This window comes from Novosphingobium sp. BL-52-GroH, assembly GCF_044813085.1.
Classification (GTDB): domain Bacteria; phylum Pseudomonadota; class Alphaproteobacteria; order Sphingomonadales; family Sphingomonadaceae; genus Novosphingobium.
In genome coordinates, this window is the sequence record NZ_CP171152.1 from 3020822 (window position 1) to 3039733 (window position 18912).

Annotated in this window: 18 protein-coding genes; 7 read left to right on the forward strand and 11 right to left on the reverse strand. The window is 68.7% G+C overall.

The genetic code is table 11. The annotated features are described in order from the left end of the window. The first annotated feature begins 186 nt into the window (after window positions 1-186). Window positions 187-993, forward strand: a complete 807-nt coding sequence (locus tag ACFFDA_RS27195; RefSeq protein WP_404480375.1) for an energy transducer TonB — start codon at window positions 187-189, stop codon at window positions 991-993. Between the two features lie 37 nt (window positions 994-1030). Here ACFFDA_RS27195 and ACFFDA_RS27200 read toward each other — a convergent pair whose 3' ends face one another. The 4 genes from ACFFDA_RS27200 to ACFFDA_RS27215 all read right to left on the reverse strand — a co-directional run bounded on the left by ACFFDA_RS27200 (window position 1031) and on the right by ACFFDA_RS27215 (window position 7477). Further along, complete coding sequence (locus ACFFDA_RS27200) at window positions 1031-1411, reverse strand: response regulator (RefSeq protein ID WP_404480376.1); 381 nt, start codon at window positions 1409-1411, stop codon at window positions 1031-1033. Between the two features lie 79 nt (window positions 1412-1490). Next, on the reverse strand, window positions 1491-5135 hold the full coding sequence (locus ACFFDA_RS27205) for a PAS domain S-box protein (protein WP_404480377.1): 3645 nt from the start codon (window positions 5133-5135) through the stop codon (window positions 1491-1493). A 135-nt stretch (window positions 5136-5270) separates the two neighbouring features. After that, a complete protein-coding gene (locus ACFFDA_RS27210) occupies window positions 5271-6431 on the reverse strand; it encodes a GGDEF domain-containing protein (RefSeq protein WP_404480378.1) in 1161 nt (386 codons plus the stop codon). Between the two features lie 110 nt (window positions 6432-6541). Then, window positions 6542-7477, reverse strand: coding sequence for a formylglycine-generating enzyme family protein (locus ACFFDA_RS27215; RefSeq protein ID WP_404482893.1), 936 nt, complete (start codon window positions 7475-7477; stop codon window positions 6542-6544). Between the two features lie 279 nt (window positions 7478-7756). Here ACFFDA_RS27215 and ACFFDA_RS27220 point away from each other — a divergent pair, with 279 nt between their 5' ends. Together ACFFDA_RS27220 and ACFFDA_RS27225 are read left to right on the forward strand one after the other, a co-directional pair. Next, window positions 7757-9127, forward strand: coding sequence for a RimK family alpha-L-glutamate ligase (locus ACFFDA_RS27220; RefSeq protein WP_404480379.1), 1371 nt, complete (start codon window positions 7757-7759; stop codon window positions 9125-9127). Beyond that, window positions 9124-9912: a sulfite exporter TauE/SafE family protein gene (locus tag ACFFDA_RS27225; RefSeq protein ID WP_404480380.1), complete on the forward strand. Its 789-nt coding sequence runs from the start codon at window positions 9124-9126 to the stop codon at window positions 9910-9912. Before ACFFDA_RS27220 ends, ACFFDA_RS27225 begins: the two co-directional genes overlap by 4 nt. A 6-nt stretch (window positions 9913-9918) precedes the next feature. Here ACFFDA_RS27225 and ACFFDA_RS27230 read toward each other — a convergent pair whose 3' ends face one another. The 7 genes from ACFFDA_RS27230 to ACFFDA_RS27260 form a co-directional block, all read right to left on the reverse strand. Beyond that, window positions 9919-11019 (reverse strand): acyltransferase, encoded by a 1101-nt coding sequence (locus ACFFDA_RS27230; protein ID WP_404480381.1) that lies wholly within the window; start codon window positions 11017-11019, stop codon window positions 9919-9921. A gap of 168 nt (window positions 11020-11187) precedes the next feature. Then, complete coding sequence (locus ACFFDA_RS27235) at window positions 11188-11805, reverse strand: riboflavin synthase (protein ID WP_404480382.1); 618 nt, start codon at window positions 11803-11805, stop codon at window positions 11188-11190. A 3-nt stretch (window positions 11806-11808) separates the two neighbouring features. Further along, window positions 11809-12783: a bifunctional diaminohydroxyphosphoribosylaminopyrimidine deaminase/5-amino-6-(5-phosphoribosylamino)uracil reductase RibD gene (gene ribD / locus ACFFDA_RS27240; RefSeq protein ID WP_404480383.1), complete on the reverse strand. Its 975-nt coding sequence runs from the start codon at window positions 12781-12783 to the stop codon at window positions 11809-11811. Next, on the reverse strand, window positions 12780-13271 hold the full coding sequence (locus ACFFDA_RS27245) for a hypothetical protein (RefSeq protein WP_404480384.1): 492 nt from the start codon (window positions 13269-13271) through the stop codon (window positions 12780-12782). Before ACFFDA_RS27245 ends, ribD begins: the two co-directional genes overlap by 4 nt. Window positions 13272-13342: 71 nt before the next feature. Then, window positions 13343-14068 carry a M48 family metallopeptidase gene (locus ACFFDA_RS27250; protein ID WP_404480385.1) on the reverse strand — a complete coding sequence of 242 codons (726 nt, stop codon included), beginning with the start codon at window positions 14066-14068 and terminating at the stop codon, window positions 13343-13345. A 5-nt stretch (window positions 14069-14073) separates the two neighbouring features. Beyond that, a complete protein-coding gene (locus ACFFDA_RS27255) occupies window positions 14074-14616 on the reverse strand; it encodes a YcgN family cysteine cluster protein (protein WP_404480386.1) in 543 nt (180 codons plus the stop codon). Further along, window positions 14604-15242 carry an SCO family protein gene (locus ACFFDA_RS27260; protein ID WP_404480387.1) on the reverse strand — a complete coding sequence of 213 codons (639 nt, stop codon included), beginning with the start codon at window positions 15240-15242 and terminating at the stop codon, window positions 14604-14606. The genes ACFFDA_RS27255 and ACFFDA_RS27260 overlap by 13 nt, the downstream gene beginning before the upstream one ends. Window positions 15243-15345: 103 nt before the next feature. On the opposite strand from ACFFDA_RS27260, the gene ACFFDA_RS27265 reads away from it, so the two are divergent. The 4 genes from ACFFDA_RS27265 (at window position 15346) to ACFFDA_RS27280 (ending at window position 18869) form a co-directional block, all read left to right on the forward strand. Then, window positions 15346-15975 carry an ankyrin repeat domain-containing protein gene (locus tag ACFFDA_RS27265; protein ID WP_404482894.1) on the forward strand — a complete coding sequence of 210 codons (630 nt, stop codon included), beginning with the start codon at window positions 15346-15348 and terminating at the stop codon, window positions 15973-15975. A 10-nt stretch (window positions 15976-15985) separates the two neighbouring features. Next, window positions 15986-16639: a COQ9 family protein gene (locus ACFFDA_RS27270; RefSeq protein WP_404480388.1), complete on the forward strand. Its 654-nt coding sequence runs from the start codon at window positions 15986-15988 to the stop codon at window positions 16637-16639. A gap of 149 nt (window positions 16640-16788) precedes the next feature. Continuing rightward, window positions 16789-17028, forward strand: coding sequence for a ferrous iron transport protein A (locus tag ACFFDA_RS27275; protein WP_404480389.1), 240 nt, complete (start codon window positions 16789-16791; stop codon window positions 17026-17028). Further along, on the forward strand, window positions 17025-18869 hold the full coding sequence (locus ACFFDA_RS27280; RefSeq protein ID WP_404480390.1) for a ferrous iron transporter B: 1845 nt from the start codon (window positions 17025-17027) through the stop codon (window positions 18867-18869). The genes ACFFDA_RS27275 and ACFFDA_RS27280 overlap by 4 nt, the downstream gene beginning before the upstream one ends. Window positions 18870-18912: the final 43 nt, after the last annotated feature.

The window sequence follows — 18912 nt, forward strand, 5'->3', positions numbered from 1 at the left end:
GTCGGCGTGTCGGTCAAGGGCATCGGCAGCTTCCAAGGGAGTCGCATCCTTCGTGTCTGGGGAGAGGTGCACGCCGGCAAGATGGCGTGCCGCCGCATGCCGTTTTTGAGCCGTGTGCCCTCTGGACGAGCAGCTGCTTAGTGTATATGCAAATCACTCGCAATAGTGGTTGGCAGGAGGTTACAATTGGCGACACTCGCGGTTTTCGCACTGGATGAGTTCGCCGATATCCCGGCCACTGACAGGGCGTGGGACCAGTCCGTCGATTTGGCCGGGGAGCATCCACATGTCCCGCGCGACTCGGCGGTGTTGCCGTCTGCCGTCTTCGAGCGGTCAACCTACCAGCCGTCGAAGGGTTCGCGCGCGGTGGCGTTGCTGGCCTCTACGGGGGCGATCCTCGGGATCGTCGCAGCCATGGCCACGCTCAACATCGTGGCCGCACACAAGCCGCAGGCGCACCTGACGACTGTCGACATCCACGAACTCGACATCACTCCGCCGCCACCGCCGCCCGAACCGACCAAGCTCGATACCCCTGCCGCCAAGATTCAGACCGTCGCGCCCAAGCCGATGATCGAACTGCCCTCGCAGGGGCCGGTCCAGGTCATGGTCGACGTGCCGCCGCCGCCCGCCCCGCCCGTCGCGGCGAGCGAGGGCGTCAAGGTCGGCGCTCCGCCGGCTGTCGCCCCAGCTCCGTCGACGACGCTGGAAGGCGGGGACCTGTCGAGCAAGGTGCTCTTCGCCAAGCCGCCCACCTATCCCACCGAATCCCGCCGCGCCCGCGAACAGGGCACGGTCAAGCTGCTGGTGCTGGTCGGCACCGACGGCGCGGTCAAGGACATCCAGGTCGCGGGAAGCAGCGGTAGCCAGCGGCTGGACCGTGCGGCGCTCGCGGCAGTGAAGCGCTGGCGCTGGTCGCCGATGATGAGCGGCGGAACGGCGATGGCGGTGCGTGGCTACGTGACGATCCCGTTCGTGCTGGTCAGCGCCTGACCGGCGCCGGCCATACGGGACGCCCGGGCGATACCTGTTATCGGTCTTCCAGTGCGGCGTGGAGGACCTGCATCGCCTGTTCCAGTTGGGCCGAGCTGTAGGGCTTGTCGAGCAGGACGGTGGGACGATGGCCGGTGCCTGCGTCGTAGCCGCCGCTGGCGATCGCGTGCGGAATCTCGCGCGCGCTGACTTCGGCGATGATCGGGTCGGCTTTCTCGCCGGCCAGGTTGAGGTCGATCACGGCGACGTCGAAAGCCTCGTTGCGGGCGCCGTCGAGCGCGGCCGACAGCGTGGCGTAAGGGCCGACGACCCGGCATCCCAGGTCGTCGAGCATTTCCTCGAGCAGCATCGAGACGAGGAACTCGTCCTCCGCCACGAGGACCCGCATTCCGTTGAAGTTGGGTATTTGCTCAGACATCGGCAGGCCCTTGGCGATGCACGGTGCATCGCATTGTGCAAATGGTATTGGCAGCGCACGGGCCCTTGGGCAAGGCCATTCAATTCTCGATGATTTCGCGGATTCGCCCGGCGAGCATGTCGATGGCGAACGGTTTGGTAATCATCGCCATGCCTGGTTCGAGGAATCCCGAGGCCATCGCCGCGTTTTCGGCATAGCCGGTCATGAACAGGACCTTCAGGTCGGGGCGCGCTGCACGCCCCGCATCGGCGACCTGGCGGCCATTGAGACCGGGCAGGCCGATATCGGTCACGAGCAGGTCGATGCGGCGCTGCGACTGCAGGATCGCGAGGCCCGAGGGCCCGTCGGCGGCCTCGATCGCCTGGTAGCCAAGCTCGTCCAGCACTTCGAGGATGAGGCCGCGCACGACCGGTTCGTCCTCGACCACCAGTACGACTTCGCCCTGCCGCGCTGTCGGCGGGCTGTCGCGCAGGCCGGCCGCGTCCTGCGCGCCTTCGGCGCCAAGGTGGCGGGGCAGGTAGAGTTTGACGGTGGTGCCCACTCCCTCCTCGGAATAGATCCGCGCATAACCCTCGGACTGGCGCGCGAAACCGTAGATCATCGACAGGCCAAGGCCCGTGCCCTGGCCGATCGGCTTGGTGGTGAAGAACGGCTCGAAGGCGCGCGCGGCGGTCTCGCGGCTCATGCCCACGCCCGTGTCGGTGATGGCGAGGCACACGTACTGGCCGGGCTTCACGTCGCGCTGGCGGGCCACGTAGTGAGCGTCGAGATGGGCGTTGCAGGTCTCGATCGTCAGCCTGCCGCCACCGGGCATGGCGTCGCGGGCGTTGATGACGAGATTGAGGATCGCGCTTTCGAGCTGGTTGGGATCGCAGCGCGTCAGCCACAGGCCGCCGGCGAGGACGAAGGCCAGCTCGATGTGCTCGCCCAGCGTGCGGCGCAGCATGTCTTCCATCGAGGCGACCAGCGGGTTGGTGCGCACCGGCCGGGGGTCTAGCGGCTGGCGGCGCGAGAAGGCGAGCAGGCGGTGGGTCAGTGCCGCCGCGCGCTCGGCCGAAGTGCGCGCGCCGGTCAGCCAGCGATCGAGGTCCTGGGTTCGGCCCTGCGCCAGCCGGTTGTGCATGACGTCGAGGCTGCCGGTGATGCCCTGCAGCAGGTTGTTGAAATCGTGCGCGATGCCGCCGGTGAGCTGGCCTACCGCCTCCATCTTCTGGCTTTGGCGCAGGGCGTCCTCGACCGCTCGCTGGTCGGTGATGTCGCGACCGACGGCGTGGATGCGCTGTTCGTCGGGGACGGCGGTCCAGGCGAGCAGGCGATAGTCGCCCTCCTTGGTGCGGTAGCGATTCTCGAAGGCGATCGTGCGGACGCCGGTGGAGAGCTTGGCGACTTCGGCGGCGGTCGCCTCGCGATCGTCGGGGTGGACGAACGAGGCGATGCGGCGGCCCAGCATCTCGCCCTCGTGCCAGCCCAGCAGGCGCTCGGTCGACGGGTTGACCGCGGTGATCTGGCCGGCGAAATCGCAGACCAGCATCAGGTCGCGGCTGATGTTCCACAGGCGGTCGCGGTCCTGCGCATAGGCGGCCTCGGCCTGCTTCTGCGCCTCGATTTCGGTATTGGTGCCCACCCACGCGGAAATGCGCCCGCGCGCGTCGGTCAGCGGCACGGCGCGCGAGAGGTGCCAGCGGTACTGCCCATGGGCGTCGCGCAGGCGGAACTCGGCGTCGAAGACGTCGCCGGTGGCGAGCGAGGCGGACCAGCGCTCGATCGCGACGGGGCGGTCGTCGGGGTGGAGGATGCTGGTCCAGCGATCACCGTCGAAACTGCCGCGCGGCTCGCCGGAATAGGCATAGACCCGGTCGTTGAACCAGTCGAAGCGGCCGTCGGCGCCGGCGGTCCACACTTGCGTGGGCATGTTCTGCGCCAGGGCGGCGAACTGGGCTTCGCTAGTCTCCAGGGCAAGCTGGGTTTGCCGCTTTTCGGTGACGTCCTGCACCGCGCCGACCATGCGCACCGGGTTGCCGGCCGCGTCGAGTTCGAAGTCGGCCTTGCGGGCGATCACCCGTTCCTCGCCGGTATCGGGGCGACGAATGCGGTACTCCACGTCGAGGGGCGCGCTCGCGGCATGGCGACGGGCACTGTTCGACGTGAGGTGGCGATCGTCGGGGATGACGATACGCTCGATCAGCTCGGGCGAGATGGGGGCACCCGCCTCGAGCCCGAAGATCCGGCGGAACTCGTCCGTGCCGTCGATGGTGTTGCGGGCGATGTCGATCGAGAACAGCCCGACCCCGCCCGCCACTTGCGCCCGCCGCAACTGGTCCTCGCTCTGGCGCAAAGCTTCCTGCGCCTCGTGTTCGTAGGTGCGGTCGCGCATGAGCTTGACGAAGCCGATCGCCCGGCCGGCCTCGTCGTGCAGCGGGGACATTTCGCTCAGTCCCCAGAAGCGCGCGCCGGACTTGCGCAAGTGCCAGCGCGCGTCGTGGACGCGCCCGGTCTCCAGTGCCTCGCGGCGCTTGGCGGCGGGGCGGTCGGCCGCGCGGTCCTCGGGCGTGAAGAACAGGTCGATCGGCTGGCCCAGCATCTCCGCCTCGGTCCATCCCAGCATCGCGGCGGCGCCGGCGTTCCACAAGGTGACCCTTCCGTCGATGTCTGCGGCCACGATGCCGTAGTCGGTCGCGCCGTCGAGGATCTGGCGGTTGTATTCCTCCCGCTCGCGCAGCAGCCCTTCGGCCCCGACGCGCTGGATGTGGGCCCAGGACCGTTCGGTCACCTCGTGGATCACGCTCAGCTCGTAGTCGGTCCAGTCATGCGGACGGCTGTGGTGGATGGCCATGAGGGCGGTCAGGCGGCGCTCCTTCACGAGCGGCATGCAGATCGTCGCGGCGACGCCGATGTCCTGGAACGTCCGCGCCTCGTCCGGGGCGATCTCCACCGCGTTGTCGTTGATGATGAGCGGGCGCCCGGCGGTCAGTTCGCGCACCGCCAGGACGCCGAAGTCGGCCAGGCTGTAGTGCCCGACGATCGACGGCGAGCCGGGCGCATGCCAGTCGCCGCGGATGGTGAAGCCGTCGCCGTTGCCGTCCATGTCGGCGTAGGCGCAGTTGGACAGCCCCAGGTGTTCGGCGGTGAGGCGGGTGGTGATCTCCAGTACCTGGGCGGCGCTCCGGCAGTCGGCGACGGCGCGGCCCAGGTCGTCGAGGAAGCGCAGCCGGGTTTCGCTTTGCCTGAGCGCCTCGCTGGCCAGGTGCGCCTCGGTCGTTTCGACGACGATGGCGATGACGCCCGCGGGCTGCCCGTCCTCGCCGCGGACGGGCGAATAGTCGAGGTCCATCCAGACCTGCTCCGGGCGACCGTCGCGGTGGAGCATGAGGGCGTGGTCGCGATAGCTCAGCGTGCCTCCGGCAAGGCCCACGCGCATCACGTTGTCGTTGAATTCTGCGATCTCGTCCCAGCCATCGCGCACGTTGGAGCCGAGCAGCCTGGCATCGCGCCCGCCCGCGAAGCGGGAGTAGGCATCGTTATAGAGCATGACCCCGTCAGGGCCCCAGAGCAGTACCATCGGAACCGGGGAGGGCAGCATCATGCCGACGGTGTGGCTCAGGCTGACGGGCCACTGCGCGATCGGACCGATCGGCGTCGCGGCCCAGTCGTGCCTGGCGATGCGACGCGCCAGATCGCCCCCGAGTCCCATGAACCCGTCGCCCTGCTCTTCGCTGCGCGCCATTCCCCTTATTGTCCCTTCGCGGTCCGGTAGGCGCATCCCCGCACACCTTCCGTGGACGGAACAACCCGTTGCGCGTCTCGCGGTTCCCCGGTCGACGCCGATTTGCGTGAAATGGCCGACGCCGGGGCGCCGTGCTCAGCCGTTGGCCGCGAGGGGGAAGAGGAAGCTGCTGGCGCTTTCCGGGCCGTTGGCGTGGAGCCTCGTGATGCCGGCACGGTTGCGGCCCCCACTCTTGGCCACGTAGAGGCCGCGGTCGGCCTGCAGATGGAGGTCCGACCAGTCGCCCGGGCCGGCTCCGAAGGTCGCGCAGCCGATGCTCAGGGTGCCGCAGTTTCCCGGTCCCACGCGCTGGCCGAAACCGGCGCACAGGTCCTGCGCGAACTGCAGCGCCCGGGCCTCGTCGAGGCGGGGCAGCATCACCGCGAACTCGTCCCCGCCCAGCCTCCCGACGATCGCGCCCACGGGACTGCGGGCCCGTAGGTACTCGCCCAGCGCAACGAGAAGCCGGTCGCCTTCCTGGTGGCCGAAACAGTCGTTGACCGTCTTGAAGTGGTCGATGTCGATCAGCAGCAGCGCGCCGCCGTCGCTCGGCCGCGCCAGTTGCCGGTCGGCGCGTCGCTCGAAGCCGCGACGGTTGAGCAGGCCGGTGAGCGCATCGCTCTCGGCGAGGCGGGTGGCGTGGTCTTCGCGCCGGCGCCGCAGGGCACTCGCGATCGACATAGCCAGCGCGACCGCCACGAGCACACCCTCGAACAGCGAGATCGGGATCATCGTGCCGGCGTAACGGGAAAGATCGACGAATGCACCCGGAGCGAAGGCGCACGTCGCCTTGAGCGCGTAGAAGCCGCCGTGAAACAGGAAGGTGCAGACCAGCATCCGCGTCTCGGAGCGGTTCGGTTTGCGCTGGTTGCCAAGCAGGAGCCGTGCGGCGGCGATCGACAGTAGCGCGACGGCGGCGGCATTGAACAGCGACAGCGCCTGGTCGCCCATGCCCGGCAGCGCCATCAGGATGGAGCAGCCCAAGGGAACGAGGCACCAGGAGCGCGCCAGCCTGCGACCCGAGAACGATGCGGTGGCGTGGAGGAAGCACAAGTGCGCCAACGGCAACATCGAGTTCGACAGCCAGATGCCGAGCACGAACGAGCCCGTCTCCCGCAGCGGTGCCAGCGAGCAGCCGACCGTGATCGACAGGAAGCCGGCGGCGAAGCTCAGAAGGAAGCGTTCGCGCAGCGACTGCCATTCGATGAGAAGGAATGCCGCCGCGACGAAGGCGATGCCGCCTGTCAGCAACAGCATAGTATGCGCGTCTGCCCCCATGAATTCCCGACCCTACCAACCTGCTCCGGTCGCTTAGGGGATTTTCCTAAACAAAACGTGGATCGGGTGCGGGCTCGTGAGCCTCCGCCTCAAGCGGACGAACCCTGGCCTCCCCGCACCACGCAGCGGAAGCCGATGTGGGTGGTCGAAGTATCGACCATCTCCGGATGGCGGGCGGCGGGGCGGTAGCGCTGGCAATAGTTGGGGGCGCACAAGTGCGACCCGCCCTTGATGACCTTGCGGCCGATCCGCACCCCCGGCTGCGCCGGATCGAAGCTGTCCTTGAGTTTGGCTCCGCGCGGATTGTCGAGCGCGCAGCAGGACTTGCCTTTGGGCGCTTCCGGCTTGTCGCTCCACCAGTCGCGCGTCCATTCCCAGGTGTTGCCGATCATGTCGAACAGGCCGTAGCCGTTCGCGGGGAAGCTGCCGACCGGCGAAGTGCGTTCCCAGCCGTCGAGCATCTGGTTGGCGAAGGGGAACAGGCCTTGCCAGGTGTTGGCGAGCATCGCGCCACCGGGGTTCAATTCGTCGCCCCAGGCATAGTCCTTGCCCTCGAGCCCGCCGCGTGAGGCGAATTCGAACTCGGCTTCGGTCGGCAGGTCCTTGCCCGCCCATGCGGCGTAGGCCTCGGCATCGGCATAGGCGACCTGGACCACCGGATGGTCCCATAGACCGAGGCTGTCGACGTCGCTGCCGGGGCCGAGCGGGTGGCGCCAGCAGGCGCCGAACTCGAAGCGCCACCAGTTGGCGGGGTTGGCGGTGTCTACCGGCGTCGCGGTCTTGTGGAAGACCAGCGATCCGGCGCGGGCCATGCCGGGCGCCATGCCGGGGTAGTCCTTCGGGTCGGGCGCCATCTCGGCGACGGTGGTGTGGCCGGTAGCCGCGACGAAGGCGGCGAACTGGCGGTTGGTCACCGGCGTCCGGTCGATCCGGAAGGCGTCGACGGAAACCCGGCGCAACGGTGCTTCCTCGGGATAGAAGCGCTCCGACCCCATGGTGAAAGTCCCGCCGGGGATCGCCACCATGTCTGCGTGGACGGTCCCGTCCGGGGTGGCGGCATTGTCGATTGTCTGCAAGCGCTCGGGCCTTTCCTGCCGGTTCCCGGGCAATCTAGGGACGGGCGCGGCGCAGGTGAAGGGACAAAGACAGACGTTGGCAGCGGGACGCCTTGTTCAGGCGGCACGTTCAACTCGCGGGGTTGCAACCGGGTGCGTGGCAGGCGATGAGAGCGCAAGGCAGGTCAACCGCACGCGCGGCGGCTCGCATCACTCGCCCTGTCAGCGACTTATCGGGGACGTAACGCATTGCGCGGCTGGATTCTCTTTCAGCATGAACTCGACCCGGCAATCCCGGAAGTGCCCGAGGTCTTCCGCTTCCAGGAGGCGGCGGGCGCGATGGGTATCGAGCTGCACGTCTTCCGCCCCCACCAGTTCGAGCTGGTCGTGGGCACCGGCAGCGACTGGGCGATGAAGTACCAGGGCCAGAGCGTGCAGCGGCCCGACTTCGTGATCTGCCGCACCGGCGCCGAGACCGACTACTTTACGCTCGCCCTGCTGCGCCACTTCGAGCGCCGCGGCGTGCGTCTGGTCAACAGTCCGGCGACGATCGAGATGGTGTCCGACAAGCTGCACACCCTCCAGACCCTCAACCGCGCGGGCCTGCCGATTCCGCGCACGATCCTGGGCACGTTCCCGGTCGACGTCGACCTCGTCGAGCGCGAGCTGGGCTTCCCGGTGATCGTCAAGACGCTCAAGGGCACGCGCGGTGCCGGTGTCCTCAAGTGCGAGGACCGCAGTCAGTTCGAGGATCTTGCAGGGCTGCTCGAAAGCGCCGAGGCGAAGGCCGACTTCATCCTCCAGCACTATGTGCGCGCCAGCCACGGGCGCGACGTGCGCGTGCTGGTGGTCGGCGGGCGGGTGGTCGCGGCGATGGAGCGGCGCTCGCTGACCGGCGGGTTCAAGTCCAATGTCTCGCTGGGCGGCGTCGGCGTGGCCTACAACCCGCCGCAGGAGATGGCCGAGCTGGCAGTGCAGGCCGCCGACGTGCTGGAACTCGACATCACCGGCATCGACATCCTCTTCGACGAGGACGGCTACCGCATCTGCGAGGCCAACTCCGCCCCCGGCTTCCAGGGGCTGGAGCGCGCCACGGGCATGGACGTGCCGACCGCGATCCTCGAATGGGTGGTCGCGACGCAGGACGCCGCGCGCGAGCGGACGCCGCTCCCGGCCGAGAGCACTGCGCTGTCCGACATGGTCTTCGGCGGACGCGCCGGCCTTCGCTCGATCACCGACCGCAACACCGAATTCCGCCGCTTCGCCAGCGCCGTGGGCCTGCGCATGGTCGCCGCCGGGCTCGGGGCACTGGCCCAGGCCTCGTTTCCCCGCATGCTGGTCGATCGCCGCAGTCCGGTGGGCGTGGGCCTGCGCAGCCTGTTCGAAGGCCGCGTCGCTTCCGAGCTGACCGGCCTCGACGACCGCGCGCAGGAGCGCACGCTCATGGTCGTCCTCGCCGTGGCGATCTGGGCGGCGGTGCTGCCCTGGCTGGCAGGGGCCGAGCCGGTGGTGAGCGGGGCGCTTTCGTTCTTCGCGCTCAGTTTCCCGGTGCTGTTCCTGCTCACCGCGCCGGCGGGTCGTTTTGGCAAGTCGCGGCTTCGCAAGGGAGGCGGGGCATGATCGACTTCTCGGCGATCCCGTGGGCGGAACTGGCGCCGTTCATCATCGCGGGGTTCCTCGCCCAGCTCGTGGACAGCGCACTGGGCATGGCCTTCGGGGTCATCGCCAATTCGCTGCTCGTCGTGCTTGGCCTTCCCCCGGCGATGGCGTCCTCGGTCACGCATACGGTGGAGGGCTTCACCAGCAGCGTCTCGGGCATGGCCCACGCCCTGCAGCGTAACGTCGACTGGCCGCTGTTCGCACGCCTCGTGATACCAGGCATCGCCGGGGGGCTCGCGGGGGTCTGGGCGCTGACCCACCTGCACCTGGACTTCGTGCGGCCGGTGGTGCTGGTCTATCTCGCCGCGATCGGGCTCTATCTGATCTGGCGCGGGTCCCGGCGGGCGCAGGCCTACCGGCGCATGCGCATGGTCGGGCCGCTGGGCCTGCTCGCCGGTTTCCTCGATTCGTTCGGCGGCGCCTGGGGGCCGGTGACGACGGGCAGCCTGATTGCGCAGGGGATGACCCCGCGCATGGCGGTGGGCACCGTGAACGCTGCCGAGTTCTTCGTGACGGTAACGGTGCTCTCGGCGTTCATCGGCACGCTGGGGCTGCAGTCCTTCGCCCTGGCCGCATCGGGCCTGCTGATCGGCGGCGTCGTCGCCGCGCCGCTGGGTGCGCTGGTGACGCGGCGCGCCGCCTCTACCAACCTGACGCAGTGGATCGGCGGCGTGCTGGTGGCGATCGCGCTGTGGGGCCTCGTTTCGCTCACGCTCATGCCGGGGCCGCTGTTTCAGCACTCGTGAGCGGAATTACCCCGCGACTTTCGGCGTCGACCGCGTCAGCCGCCCGCCACTGAACACTTTAGCCGCGCCGGGTGCAACGCTCAGGAGAAGCCGGGCGATCAGGATCACCGCGCCCAGGATCAAGAACGGCTGCGCCAGCAGGTAGATCGGATAGAGCGGCGAGCCGAGCTTGCCCGTCAGTCCCCCGATCACGGGGCCCAACAGCCACAGCAGGATGAGGTGCGCGCAGAAGTAGAAGAACATGTAGGGTTCGATCTTCTGTAGCACCGGCGCCATGCGCGTCCCGGCGATGGCCCAGGCCAGGCGCCAGACCGCGAGCGAGGCGGCGATCCGCACCGCCAGGTCGAGCGCGGCTTCGCGAAGAGTATCGAAGGGCCGGACGTCGCCGACCGTTATGTACAGGTGGATCGGCATGAGTACGAGGAAAGGCAGCAAGGCCGGCAGTAGCGGTCGCGACGCCACGCGGTCGGCCAGGTCGGTGCGGCGGGCGATCACGCCGAGGGTGAAGAACATCAGGATCGAGGCGCGCAGGATCACCGGCGGCCCGATGCCCAGGACCTGGCAGGTCCCGGCGGCGATCGCAACGAGGGCGAGCGCGCGCGTCGGCAGGCGAACCAGCAGCGGCGCTGCCACCATGCACAGGAACAGGTCGCGCAGGAACGGCATCTGTACGTTGATGTCGGGAGGGCGGGTGACGATGAGGATCTCTTCCAGCAGCCAGCCCGGCGATTGTGGCACTGGCGCTGCCAGCCCGAACTGCCACGCGGCTCCCGAGACCAGCACGATCGCGAGCATGTTCCACAGCGCCATCGGCAGCAGGATCGTGCGTGCCTTGCGGGTGATGTGGCTGCGCCAGTCGCGCGTCCGGCTCGATCCGGCGACCAGCCAGCCGGAAATCAGCCCCAGCAGGGGCACGGCGCTGCGCCCGAAGACCTCCATCAGCACCCAGCGCAGCACTTCCTGCGGGGTCCCCCGCACGAGGTCCAGGGTGTAGCCGTCGAGGCCGGTCCAGGCATGGACGTAGACGACGCCGGCGATGCAGATCACGCGCGCGACGCGGATCGCATCGGACCGGCGGCGCGCTTCTTCGCTCAACGGTTCAGGCAAGCAGCGTTCTGCCCATGGTCGTTCCTCCTCCACCAGTGCTCGGCTCCCGAAAACCCGCGAACGGGCCTGCGGTTGCCGCCGGGGAGCGGCACGGCAAGGTGGAAGAGGCCGATGCGGCATGTGGCCGGGATGGAATGGGGCAATCCCTCCGGCTCCGGCGCGGCTGTACTATGCCCGCAGAGACTGCATTCGCTGGAGGTAGCGCGCCAGGACGTCGATCTCCAGGTTCACCCCGTCACCTGCCGCGAGCGTGCCGATGGTGGTGACTTCGGCGGTGTGCGGGATGATGTTGAGCGTGAAGTGGCAGGTGCCGTCCGGCTCGTCGCTCACCTCGTTGACCGTCAGCGAGACGCCGTCGACCGTGATCGAGCCCTTCGGCGCGAGGTAGGGCGCGAGTTCCCGGGGGGCGGCGATCACGAAACGACGCGAATCGCCAACCGGCGTGATGCTGGCAACGGTGCCCACGCCGTCGACGTGTCCGGTGACGATGTGGCCGCCCAGTTCGTCCCCCAGCCTGAGCGCGGGTTCGAGGTTGAGGGAGGTTCCCTGGTCCCAGCGGCCCGCCACGGTGCGGGCCACCGATTCGGCCGAGATGTCGACTGCGAACCAGGCGTCGCCGGCGGCGCCGCCCTTGTCCACCACGGTGAGGCACACGCCCGAGCAGGCGATCGAGGCGCCCATGGCGATGCCTGCGGGGTCGAACGGACAGGCGATGACCGCGCGTAAGTCGCCACTCTGGCGGGCTTCGCGGATGGTGCCGATGGCAGTGACGATTCCGGTGAACATGGACTAGCTCTCTGTAGGATTGCGCGCGTCGTAGACTTCGAGCGTGTCGCTGCCAAGCACGCGCCGCTCGGCCAGACGCCATTTGCCATGGGCCTGCGCAAGGCCGGCAAGACCGAAATCGCCGAGGGCCGGGCGGCCGCCCAGCAGCACCGGGGCGCGGTAGATCAGCAGGCGGTCGACGAGCCCGGCCGCGAGGAATGCGGTCGCGGCCTTCGCGCCGCCCTCGACGAAGAGGTGGAGCACGCCGTCCATCTTGGCGACCGCCTCGGGCGAGGGCAGGGCGTGCCAGCCTTCTGGCGCCGTCCCGTGCGTGAGGACCCAGCGCTGCGGGCTGCGTTGTTCTAGGCCCGGCAGGCGCACGTCGAGGCGCGGGAGGTCGGCGCGAAAGGTGCCGCCGCCGACGAGGATCGCGTCGGCTCGGGCGCGCATGGCGTGGGTGTGGGCGCGGGCTTGGGCTCCGGTGATCCACTGGCTCTCGCCGCTCGCCAGCGCGATGCAGCCATCGAGCGAGAGCGCGAGCTTGAGCGTGATTTCGGGACGGCCCAGGCGTTTCGTCGCCAGGTATCCCGCGAGACTGCGCATGCAGGGCTCGGAGGCGAGGACGTCGACCGCGATCCCGGCCTTGCGGATGCGGGCGATGCCGGCACCGGACGTTCGGGGATCGGGGTCGAGGCAGCCGACGACCACGCGCGCCAGGCCCGATGCGCTCACGAGGTCGGCGCAGGCCGGACCGCGTATCGATGGGTGCGCGCAAGGTTCCAGGGTGACGTAGAGCGTCGCGCCGCGCGCGGCGTCGGCGGCGTCGGCAAGCGCCACGGCTTCGGCATGAGGGCGGCCTCCCGCCTGGGTCCAGCCGCGGGCGACGACGATGCCGTGGCGGACGATGATCGCCCCGACGCCGGGATTGGGGCGGCTCAGCGGGCGTGCGCGCGCGGCGAGGGCGGCCGCCGCCGCGAGCCAGCGGGCGTCGTCGCTCACTGTCCGGCGGGGTCCGGCGCCAGCTTGGGGTTGGCGACGCCCGAGCGACGCAAGGTCGCCTCGACACGGTCGCGCTCGGCCTTTTCACGGGCGGCGTCCTCGGCGTCGGCGTCGCGCGCCATCTTGTCGACGTCCATGCCCGACATGCGCCCGATCGTCTTGTACATCTCGCGCACGTCCTTGTCGCGGCGCGCCTGCTCGCGGGCCCACGCTTCCTTGGCGGCCTGGTTGGCGGCGTTCTCGGCCGCGATTTCGGCGTCGGTGCGGTGGGCCTTGAGCACCGAGATGTAGGTGACCTTGGGAGGCAGGTGCGGCGCTTTGCCCTCCTGCGTGGTCATCAGGTAGAATACGCCGAACGTGCAGGCGGCGGACACCGCGGCAATGCGCCAGCGATTGTGGCCGGCCTGCTTCCAAACTTCCACGAAGTCCCCGACCATGCCGGTCGGGCTGACGTCTTTCCAGTAACCGGAGCGCTTGAACAGGGACATGGTAGGCTATCTAGGCGTTACGCGCGCGTTTGCAAATGCGGCGTGTGCGGGGAGGGCGCCGCCGTGGCACCTTACCCGAACGGCACGTAGAGCGTGCGTCCGTTCGTCTTGAGCCAGCGATTGGCCTCGTGGATCGAACCTTCGAAGATCGTCTTGAGGCAGTGGTGGAACGCCGGCGAATGATCGAAGTGGACGAGGTGCGCAACTTCGTGCGCCACTACCGAGCGGCGGACCATGTCGGGCGCCATGACCAGCCGCCAGTTGATGCGGATCGAGCCGTCGTGCGCGCACGAGCCCCAGCGTCGCTGCGCGCTCGACAGGCCGAGGGCGGGGCGGGGCTGTTCGGCGCGTTCGCAGTATTCGGCGAGGTCGGCGACGAGCATCTCGCGCGCTTCGGCCTGGAGCCAGCGGGCAAGGCGGCTCGACAGCGAATCGGCGGGGCCGCCCACGCGCAGCAGGCCGGGCTCGGGCGAAGGGCGGCGCGGGGCGGCCGCGTCGTGCGCGATCGTCAGCGCCTCGCCGCGGAAGAGGAGCACTGCGCCGTCGCCCACCGGGCCGCCTACCGGCAAGGCGTTGACTTGCCGCGCCAGCCAGTCGCGCCGGCTCTGTGCGAAGGCGAGCGCTTCGGCGGTGCGGGTCCAGCGGGGGATCGAGATGCGCACTTCGCTGCCGTCGGGCGCCAGGCGCATGGTCATGCGGCGTGCCCGCTCCAGCCGGCGGATCACCACGGGCAAATGGCGGCCCGCAACCTCGACGACGGGCTCTTCGGTGGAATCGCGCCGCAGCCAGTCGAGCATCGCGGTCAGCCCTTCCGCTCGGGCGGGACGATGTCCCAGGGGGCGTGGTCGAAGTCGTCGCCTTCGTTGTCTTCCTCGTCCTCGCCGTAGGGCCAGACGATGTGGTTTTCGAGTGGCCCCGCCACGGTCTCGGAAATGACCTTGCCCGCCACCGAGATGCCGGCGCGGTGCACCGCGTCGCGATCGCCGCAGACGAGGTAGTGCCATTCCGGCAGCGGATCGCCGTCGGCGCGCAGGCGATAGGCGCAACTGGGCGGCAACCAAGAGAGGCGGCCAGCCGTCTCGGGGGTCAGCTTCATGCAGTCGGGCACGAACTTGCGGCGGTTGGGATAGTCGCTGCACTGTGCGGTCTTGAGGTTGAGCAGCTTGCAGGCTACGTTGGTGTGGTAGATCTCGCCGGTATCCTCGTCCTCGACCTTGTGCAGGCAGCACTGGCCGCAGCCATCGCACAGGGCTTCCCATTCCTCGCGGTTGAGCCGATCGAGAGGAAGCTCCCAGAAGGGCTTGGGTCCGGCCCCTGTCGCTGTGGGCGCGTTCACTTCACCCACTTTGCAAGTTCGGCCTCGACCGCTTCGGGGCCCTGATCGACCGGCAGCATGGCGATCGGCTTGCCGTCCGGGTCCATCAGATAGGCGATGCGGCTGTGGTCCATGAGGTATCCGCCCGGTGTTTCCTCGCCCTTCTTGTAATAGGACGCGAACGCCTTGGCGGCCTGGTCCACCTGCTGCGCGGTGCCGGTGAGGCCGAGCAGGCGCGGGCCGAAGGCGGCGGTCCATTCGCCGACGATCTGCGGGGTGTCACGCGCCGGGTCGATCGAGATGAAGATCGGCTGCACTTTGGCGGCCTGCGCGGCGTGGCTCTTCTCGAACTTCGCAAAGCCCCGCATCATGGCCTGCACGTCGAGCGGGCAAGCGTCGGGGCAGAAGGTATAGCCGAAGTAGACGATCCGCCAGCGGCCCTTGAACTGGTCCCAGGTGACGGTCTTGCCCCCCTTGTCGACCAGCGTGAAGGGCCCGCCGATGGCGGCCCCTTCAAGGGGCGGGGCCTCTGCGGACTGCTGCTGGCAGGCAGCCAGCGACAGGGCCATCGTCAGGCCCAACGTCAGGCGGGAGCCCAGCGCAAGTGCAATCGGTGCAATCCGGCGGAACAGGTAGGTCATGGCGTGGCGGTTCATGACCTGCTAAGCGCTCCCATGCAAGGCGCGGGTGGCGGGACCGCGCAAAAGACCTGTGCTTTGAAAGGACGTTGAAGTGTGGAAGATCTCGATCGGTAGCACGATGAGCCGTCGTGTGACGGGTATCGCGCGCTCGGTTCTGAAGCTGGCGATTCCGGCGTTCGCCGCCAGCCTGCTGCTCGCCAGTCCCGCGCGCGCCGACTTCTCGGACGGCTACAAGTTCCTCGAGGCGGTCAAGAAGAAGGAAGGCGACAAGGTCGAGGAAGCGTTGATGAAATCCTCACAGATCGTCAACTCCAAGAACGTGACCACCGGCGAGACCGCGCTGCATATCGTCACCGCGCGCCGCGACCTGACGTGGCTGAGCTACCTCATCGCCAAGGGCGCCAACGTCAACGCCGCCGACGATCGCGGCCGCACCGCGCTCGAACTCGCGGTCAACCTGGGCTGGCGTGAAGGCGCGGCGCTGTTGCTGGACCAGAAGGCGTTTCCCGACACCTCGAACGACGCGGGCGAGACGCCGCTGATCTTCGCCGTCCATCGCAAGGACGCACAGATGATGAAAGCGCTGCTCGAATCCGGCGCCAATCCCGATCGGGCAGACAATTCCGGCCGAAGCGCGCGCGACTACGCCAAGATCGAGGGCGGCGGGCAGAACCTGCTGAGCACGATCGACACCTTCACCAAGAAGAACGTCAAGACGGCCAAGCCCGTCTACGGTCCGACGTTCTGAGGATTCGCCGATGACCGAGGACGAAACGCTCGAAGACCTGCGCCGTCGGCTGGCTCCCGCAATCGCCGATGCCGCCGTGTTCGACGGCTGGTCCGCCGAGGCGGTCGCGCAAGCCGCCACGGCGACCGGCGTCGATCCCGCACTGGCCGCCTTCGCTTTTCGCGAGGGGGGCATGGCGATGATCTCCGCCTGGATCGACCACGTCGATGCGACGATGGCGGCCAGCGTCTCTGGCAGCGCGCTGTCCAACCTCAAGATCCGCGAGCGCATCCGCCGTCTGGTCTGGGCGCGGCTCGAGGCGGTCGCCGGACGCGAGGAGGCGCTGACCCGCGCGCTCTCGATCATGGCGATGCCGCGCAACCTTGCGGCATCGGCGCGGCTGGGCTGGCGCAGCGCGGACGCCATGTGGCGGCTGGCGGGTGATACCGCCACCGACTACAACCACTACTCGAAGCGCGCGATCCTGGGCGGCATCTACGCCGCGACCCTCCAGGTCTTCGCCCGCGACAGGAGCGAGGACAAGGCCGAGACCCGCGCTTTCCTCGAGCGCCGGATCGACGGCATCATGCGCTTCGAGAAGACCAAGGCCCGGTTCCTGCGCAAGCCCGACGAGCGCTTCAGCATGACCCGCCTGCTCGGACGGATGCGCTACCCGGCGCGTTGAGGCGCGGCAGGAAGCATCTGTCGCTTCCCCCGACGCCTGGCCTGCCCGGGCACAGCGTTTTCGTTGCTGGGCCTTGCCGACGGGCAACCTCCGGTTTCGGCTATTGCGATCCAGTTGCAAATACCCGCGTTATCTGGCAGCGGGTCCGCATGACCTTAGACCTGCTCCCCGTCGGCCAGGGCGCGCGCATCGTCGCCGTGGACTGGACCGCTCTCGTCCCGGAAGAAGCGCAGCGGCTGCGCGCGCTCGGGCTCGAGGAGGGCGCCCGCGTTTCCGTGGCGCACCGGGGTATCCTGATCTGGCGTGACCCCGTCGCCGTCACCGTCGGGCGGATGACCGTGGCGGTACGCCGTGTCCATGCCGCAGCCATGGAAGTGGAGTCGCTGTGAGCCGTCAACGCAAGGTCGCTCTGGTCGGCAATCCCAATGCGGGCAAGAGCGCGCTGTTCAACGCGCTGACCGGCGCGCGCCAGAAGATCGCGAACTACCCGGGCGTCACCGTGGAGCGCAAGTCGGGCCGCTTCGTGCTGCCCACCGGCGAGCCGGTGGAGATGACCGACCTGCCGGGCGCCTACGGGCTCGACCCGACCAGCCCCGACGAGGAAGTGACCTCCAAGGTCATCCGCGGCGCCTTCCCGGGCGAAGCGATACCCGACGTGCTGGTGGTGGTGCTCGATGCGTCCAACCTCGAACAGCACCTCGTCTTCGCGCAGGAAGTGCTTGCGCTGGGAAAGCCGACCGTGATCGCGCTCAACATGGTGGACCTCGCCGAACGCGACGGCCTGGTGCTGGACCCTGCCGTGCTGGCCGAGGAGCTGGGCGTGCCGGTCATCCCGACCGTCGCCGTCCGCCGCCGCGGCCTTGCCGAACTGGGCGAGGCGATCGCGTCTGCCGGAGAACGCCATGCCGGGCCGGGCCTCACCGACCTCGGGCAGACGGAGCGGCGCGTCGCCGCCCATGCCATGGCCAATGCCGCGATCCTCTCCGAATCCAAGCAGCGCCGGATGCATGCCAGCCTCGACCGGGTGCTGCTGCATCCCTGGCTCGGCTTCGCGATCATGCTGGCGATCCTCTTCGTCGTGTTCCAGGCGGTATTCGCCTGGGCGACACCTTTCGCCGACGGGATCGAGGCGGGCATCGGTGCGCTGCACGACGGCGTCCAGGCGACTCTGCCGGCAAGCTTGCTGCGCGATCTGCTGACCGAGGGCGTGATTTCGGGCGTCGGCTCGGTGATCGTGTTCCTGCCGCAGATCGTCATCCTCTTCGCCTTCATCCTGGCGCTGGAAGCCTCGGGCTACATGGCGCGCGCGGCGTTCCTGATGGATCGGCTGATGGCGTTCGTGGGTCTTTCCGGGCGCAGCTTCATCCCGCTGCTGTCGAGCTTCGCCTGCGCGATTCCCGGCATCATGGCGACCCGCTCGATCACCGATCCCAAGGACCGGCTGACGACGATCCTGATCGCGCCGATGATGACCTGCTCGGCGCGCCTGCCGGTCTACACGGTCATCATCGGCGCCTTCATTCCCAACACCGATGTGGGGATGGGCATCGGGCTTCAGGGCATGGTGCTGTTCGCACTGTTCCTGGCCGGGATCGTCGGCGCCATCGTGGTCGCGCTCATCATGCGTCTGACGATCACCAAGGGTGCCGCCTCGGGCTTCATCATGGAACTGCCCAAGTACCAGATGCCGAGGCTAAAGGACATGGCGATCGGCCTGTGGCAGCGCGCGTGGATCTTCCTGCGCCGGGCCGGCACGATCATCTTCATGGTCACGGTGGTGCTGTGGCTGATGCTCAACTTCCCCAAGGCCACGCCGGGCGAGAGCCAGGTCGACGTCTCGATCGCCGGCCGTATCGCCAATGGACTCGCCTACGTCGTCGAGCCGATCGGCTTCAACCGCGACATGGCGCTGGCGTTGATCCCGGCCATGGCCGCGCGCGAGGTGGCGGTGTCCTCGCTGGCGACGACTTATGCGGTCGATGCGGGCGACAACGAGGACGAGCAGGCCAAGGAACTGGGCGACCAGCTCAAGGGCCGCTGGACGCTGCCGATGGCGCTCGCCTTCCTGGCCTGGTTCGTGTTCGCGCCGCAGTGCATGTCGACGATCGCGGTGACCCGGCGCGAGACCAACGGCTGGAAATGGCCGACGTTCATGCTCGTCTACCTGTTCGGGCTGGCGTACGTTGCCGCGGGTGCGACGTACTGGATCGCGGTGAGCGCGGGATTGTGAGCCCTCGTCCCGGGCTAGACCCGGGACCGTGACGTACACCTGA

What these genes read in the sequence shown, in the direction of transcription:
- ACFFDA_RS27210 (WP_404480378.1), bottom strand. Translation starts at nt 6,431, where the DNA reads ATGCTGTTGCTGACAGGCGGCATCGCCTTCGTCGCGGCGGCATTCCTT.
- ACFFDA_RS27215 (WP_404482893.1), bottom strand. Translation starts at nt 7,477, where the DNA reads ATGGTGGCGATCCCCGGCGGGACTTTCACCATGGGGTCGGAGCGCTTC.
- ACFFDA_RS27265 (WP_404482894.1), top strand. Translation starts at nt 15,346, where the DNA reads ATGAGCCGTCGTGTGACGGGTATCGCGCGCTCGGTTCTGAAGCTGGCG.
- ACFFDA_RS27235 (WP_404480382.1), bottom strand. Translation starts at nt 11,805, where the DNA reads ATGTTCACCGGAATCGTCACTGCCATCGGCACCATCCGCGAAGCCCGC.
- ACFFDA_RS27205 (WP_404480377.1), bottom strand. Translation starts at nt 5,135, where the DNA reads ATGGCGCGCAGCGAAGAGCAGGGCGACGGGTTCATGGGACTCGGGGGC.
- ACFFDA_RS27275 (WP_404480389.1), top strand. Translation starts at nt 16,789, where the DNA reads ATGACCTTAGACCTGCTCCCCGTCGGCCAGGGCGCGCGCATCGTCGCC.
- ACFFDA_RS27250 (WP_404480385.1), bottom strand. Translation starts at nt 14,068, where the DNA reads ATGCTCGACTGGCTGCGGCGCGATTCCACCGAAGAGCCCGTCGTCGAG.
- ACFFDA_RS27260 (WP_404480387.1), bottom strand. Translation starts at nt 15,242, where the DNA reads ATGAACCGCCACGCCATGACCTACCTGTTCCGCCGGATTGCACCGATT.
- ACFFDA_RS27225 (WP_404480380.1), top strand. Translation starts at nt 9,124, where the DNA reads ATGATCGACTTCTCGGCGATCCCGTGGGCGGAACTGGCGCCGTTCATC.
- ACFFDA_RS27200 (WP_404480376.1), bottom strand. Translation starts at nt 1,411, where the DNA reads ATGTCTGAGCAAATACCCAACTTCAACGGAATGCGGGTCCTCGTGGCG.
- ACFFDA_RS27245 (WP_404480384.1), bottom strand. Translation starts at nt 13,271, where the DNA reads ATGTCCCTGTTCAAGCGCTCCGGTTACTGGAAAGACGTCAGCCCGACC.
- ACFFDA_RS27270 (WP_404480388.1), top strand. Translation starts at nt 15,986, where the DNA reads ATGACCGAGGACGAAACGCTCGAAGACCTGCGCCGTCGGCTGGCTCCC.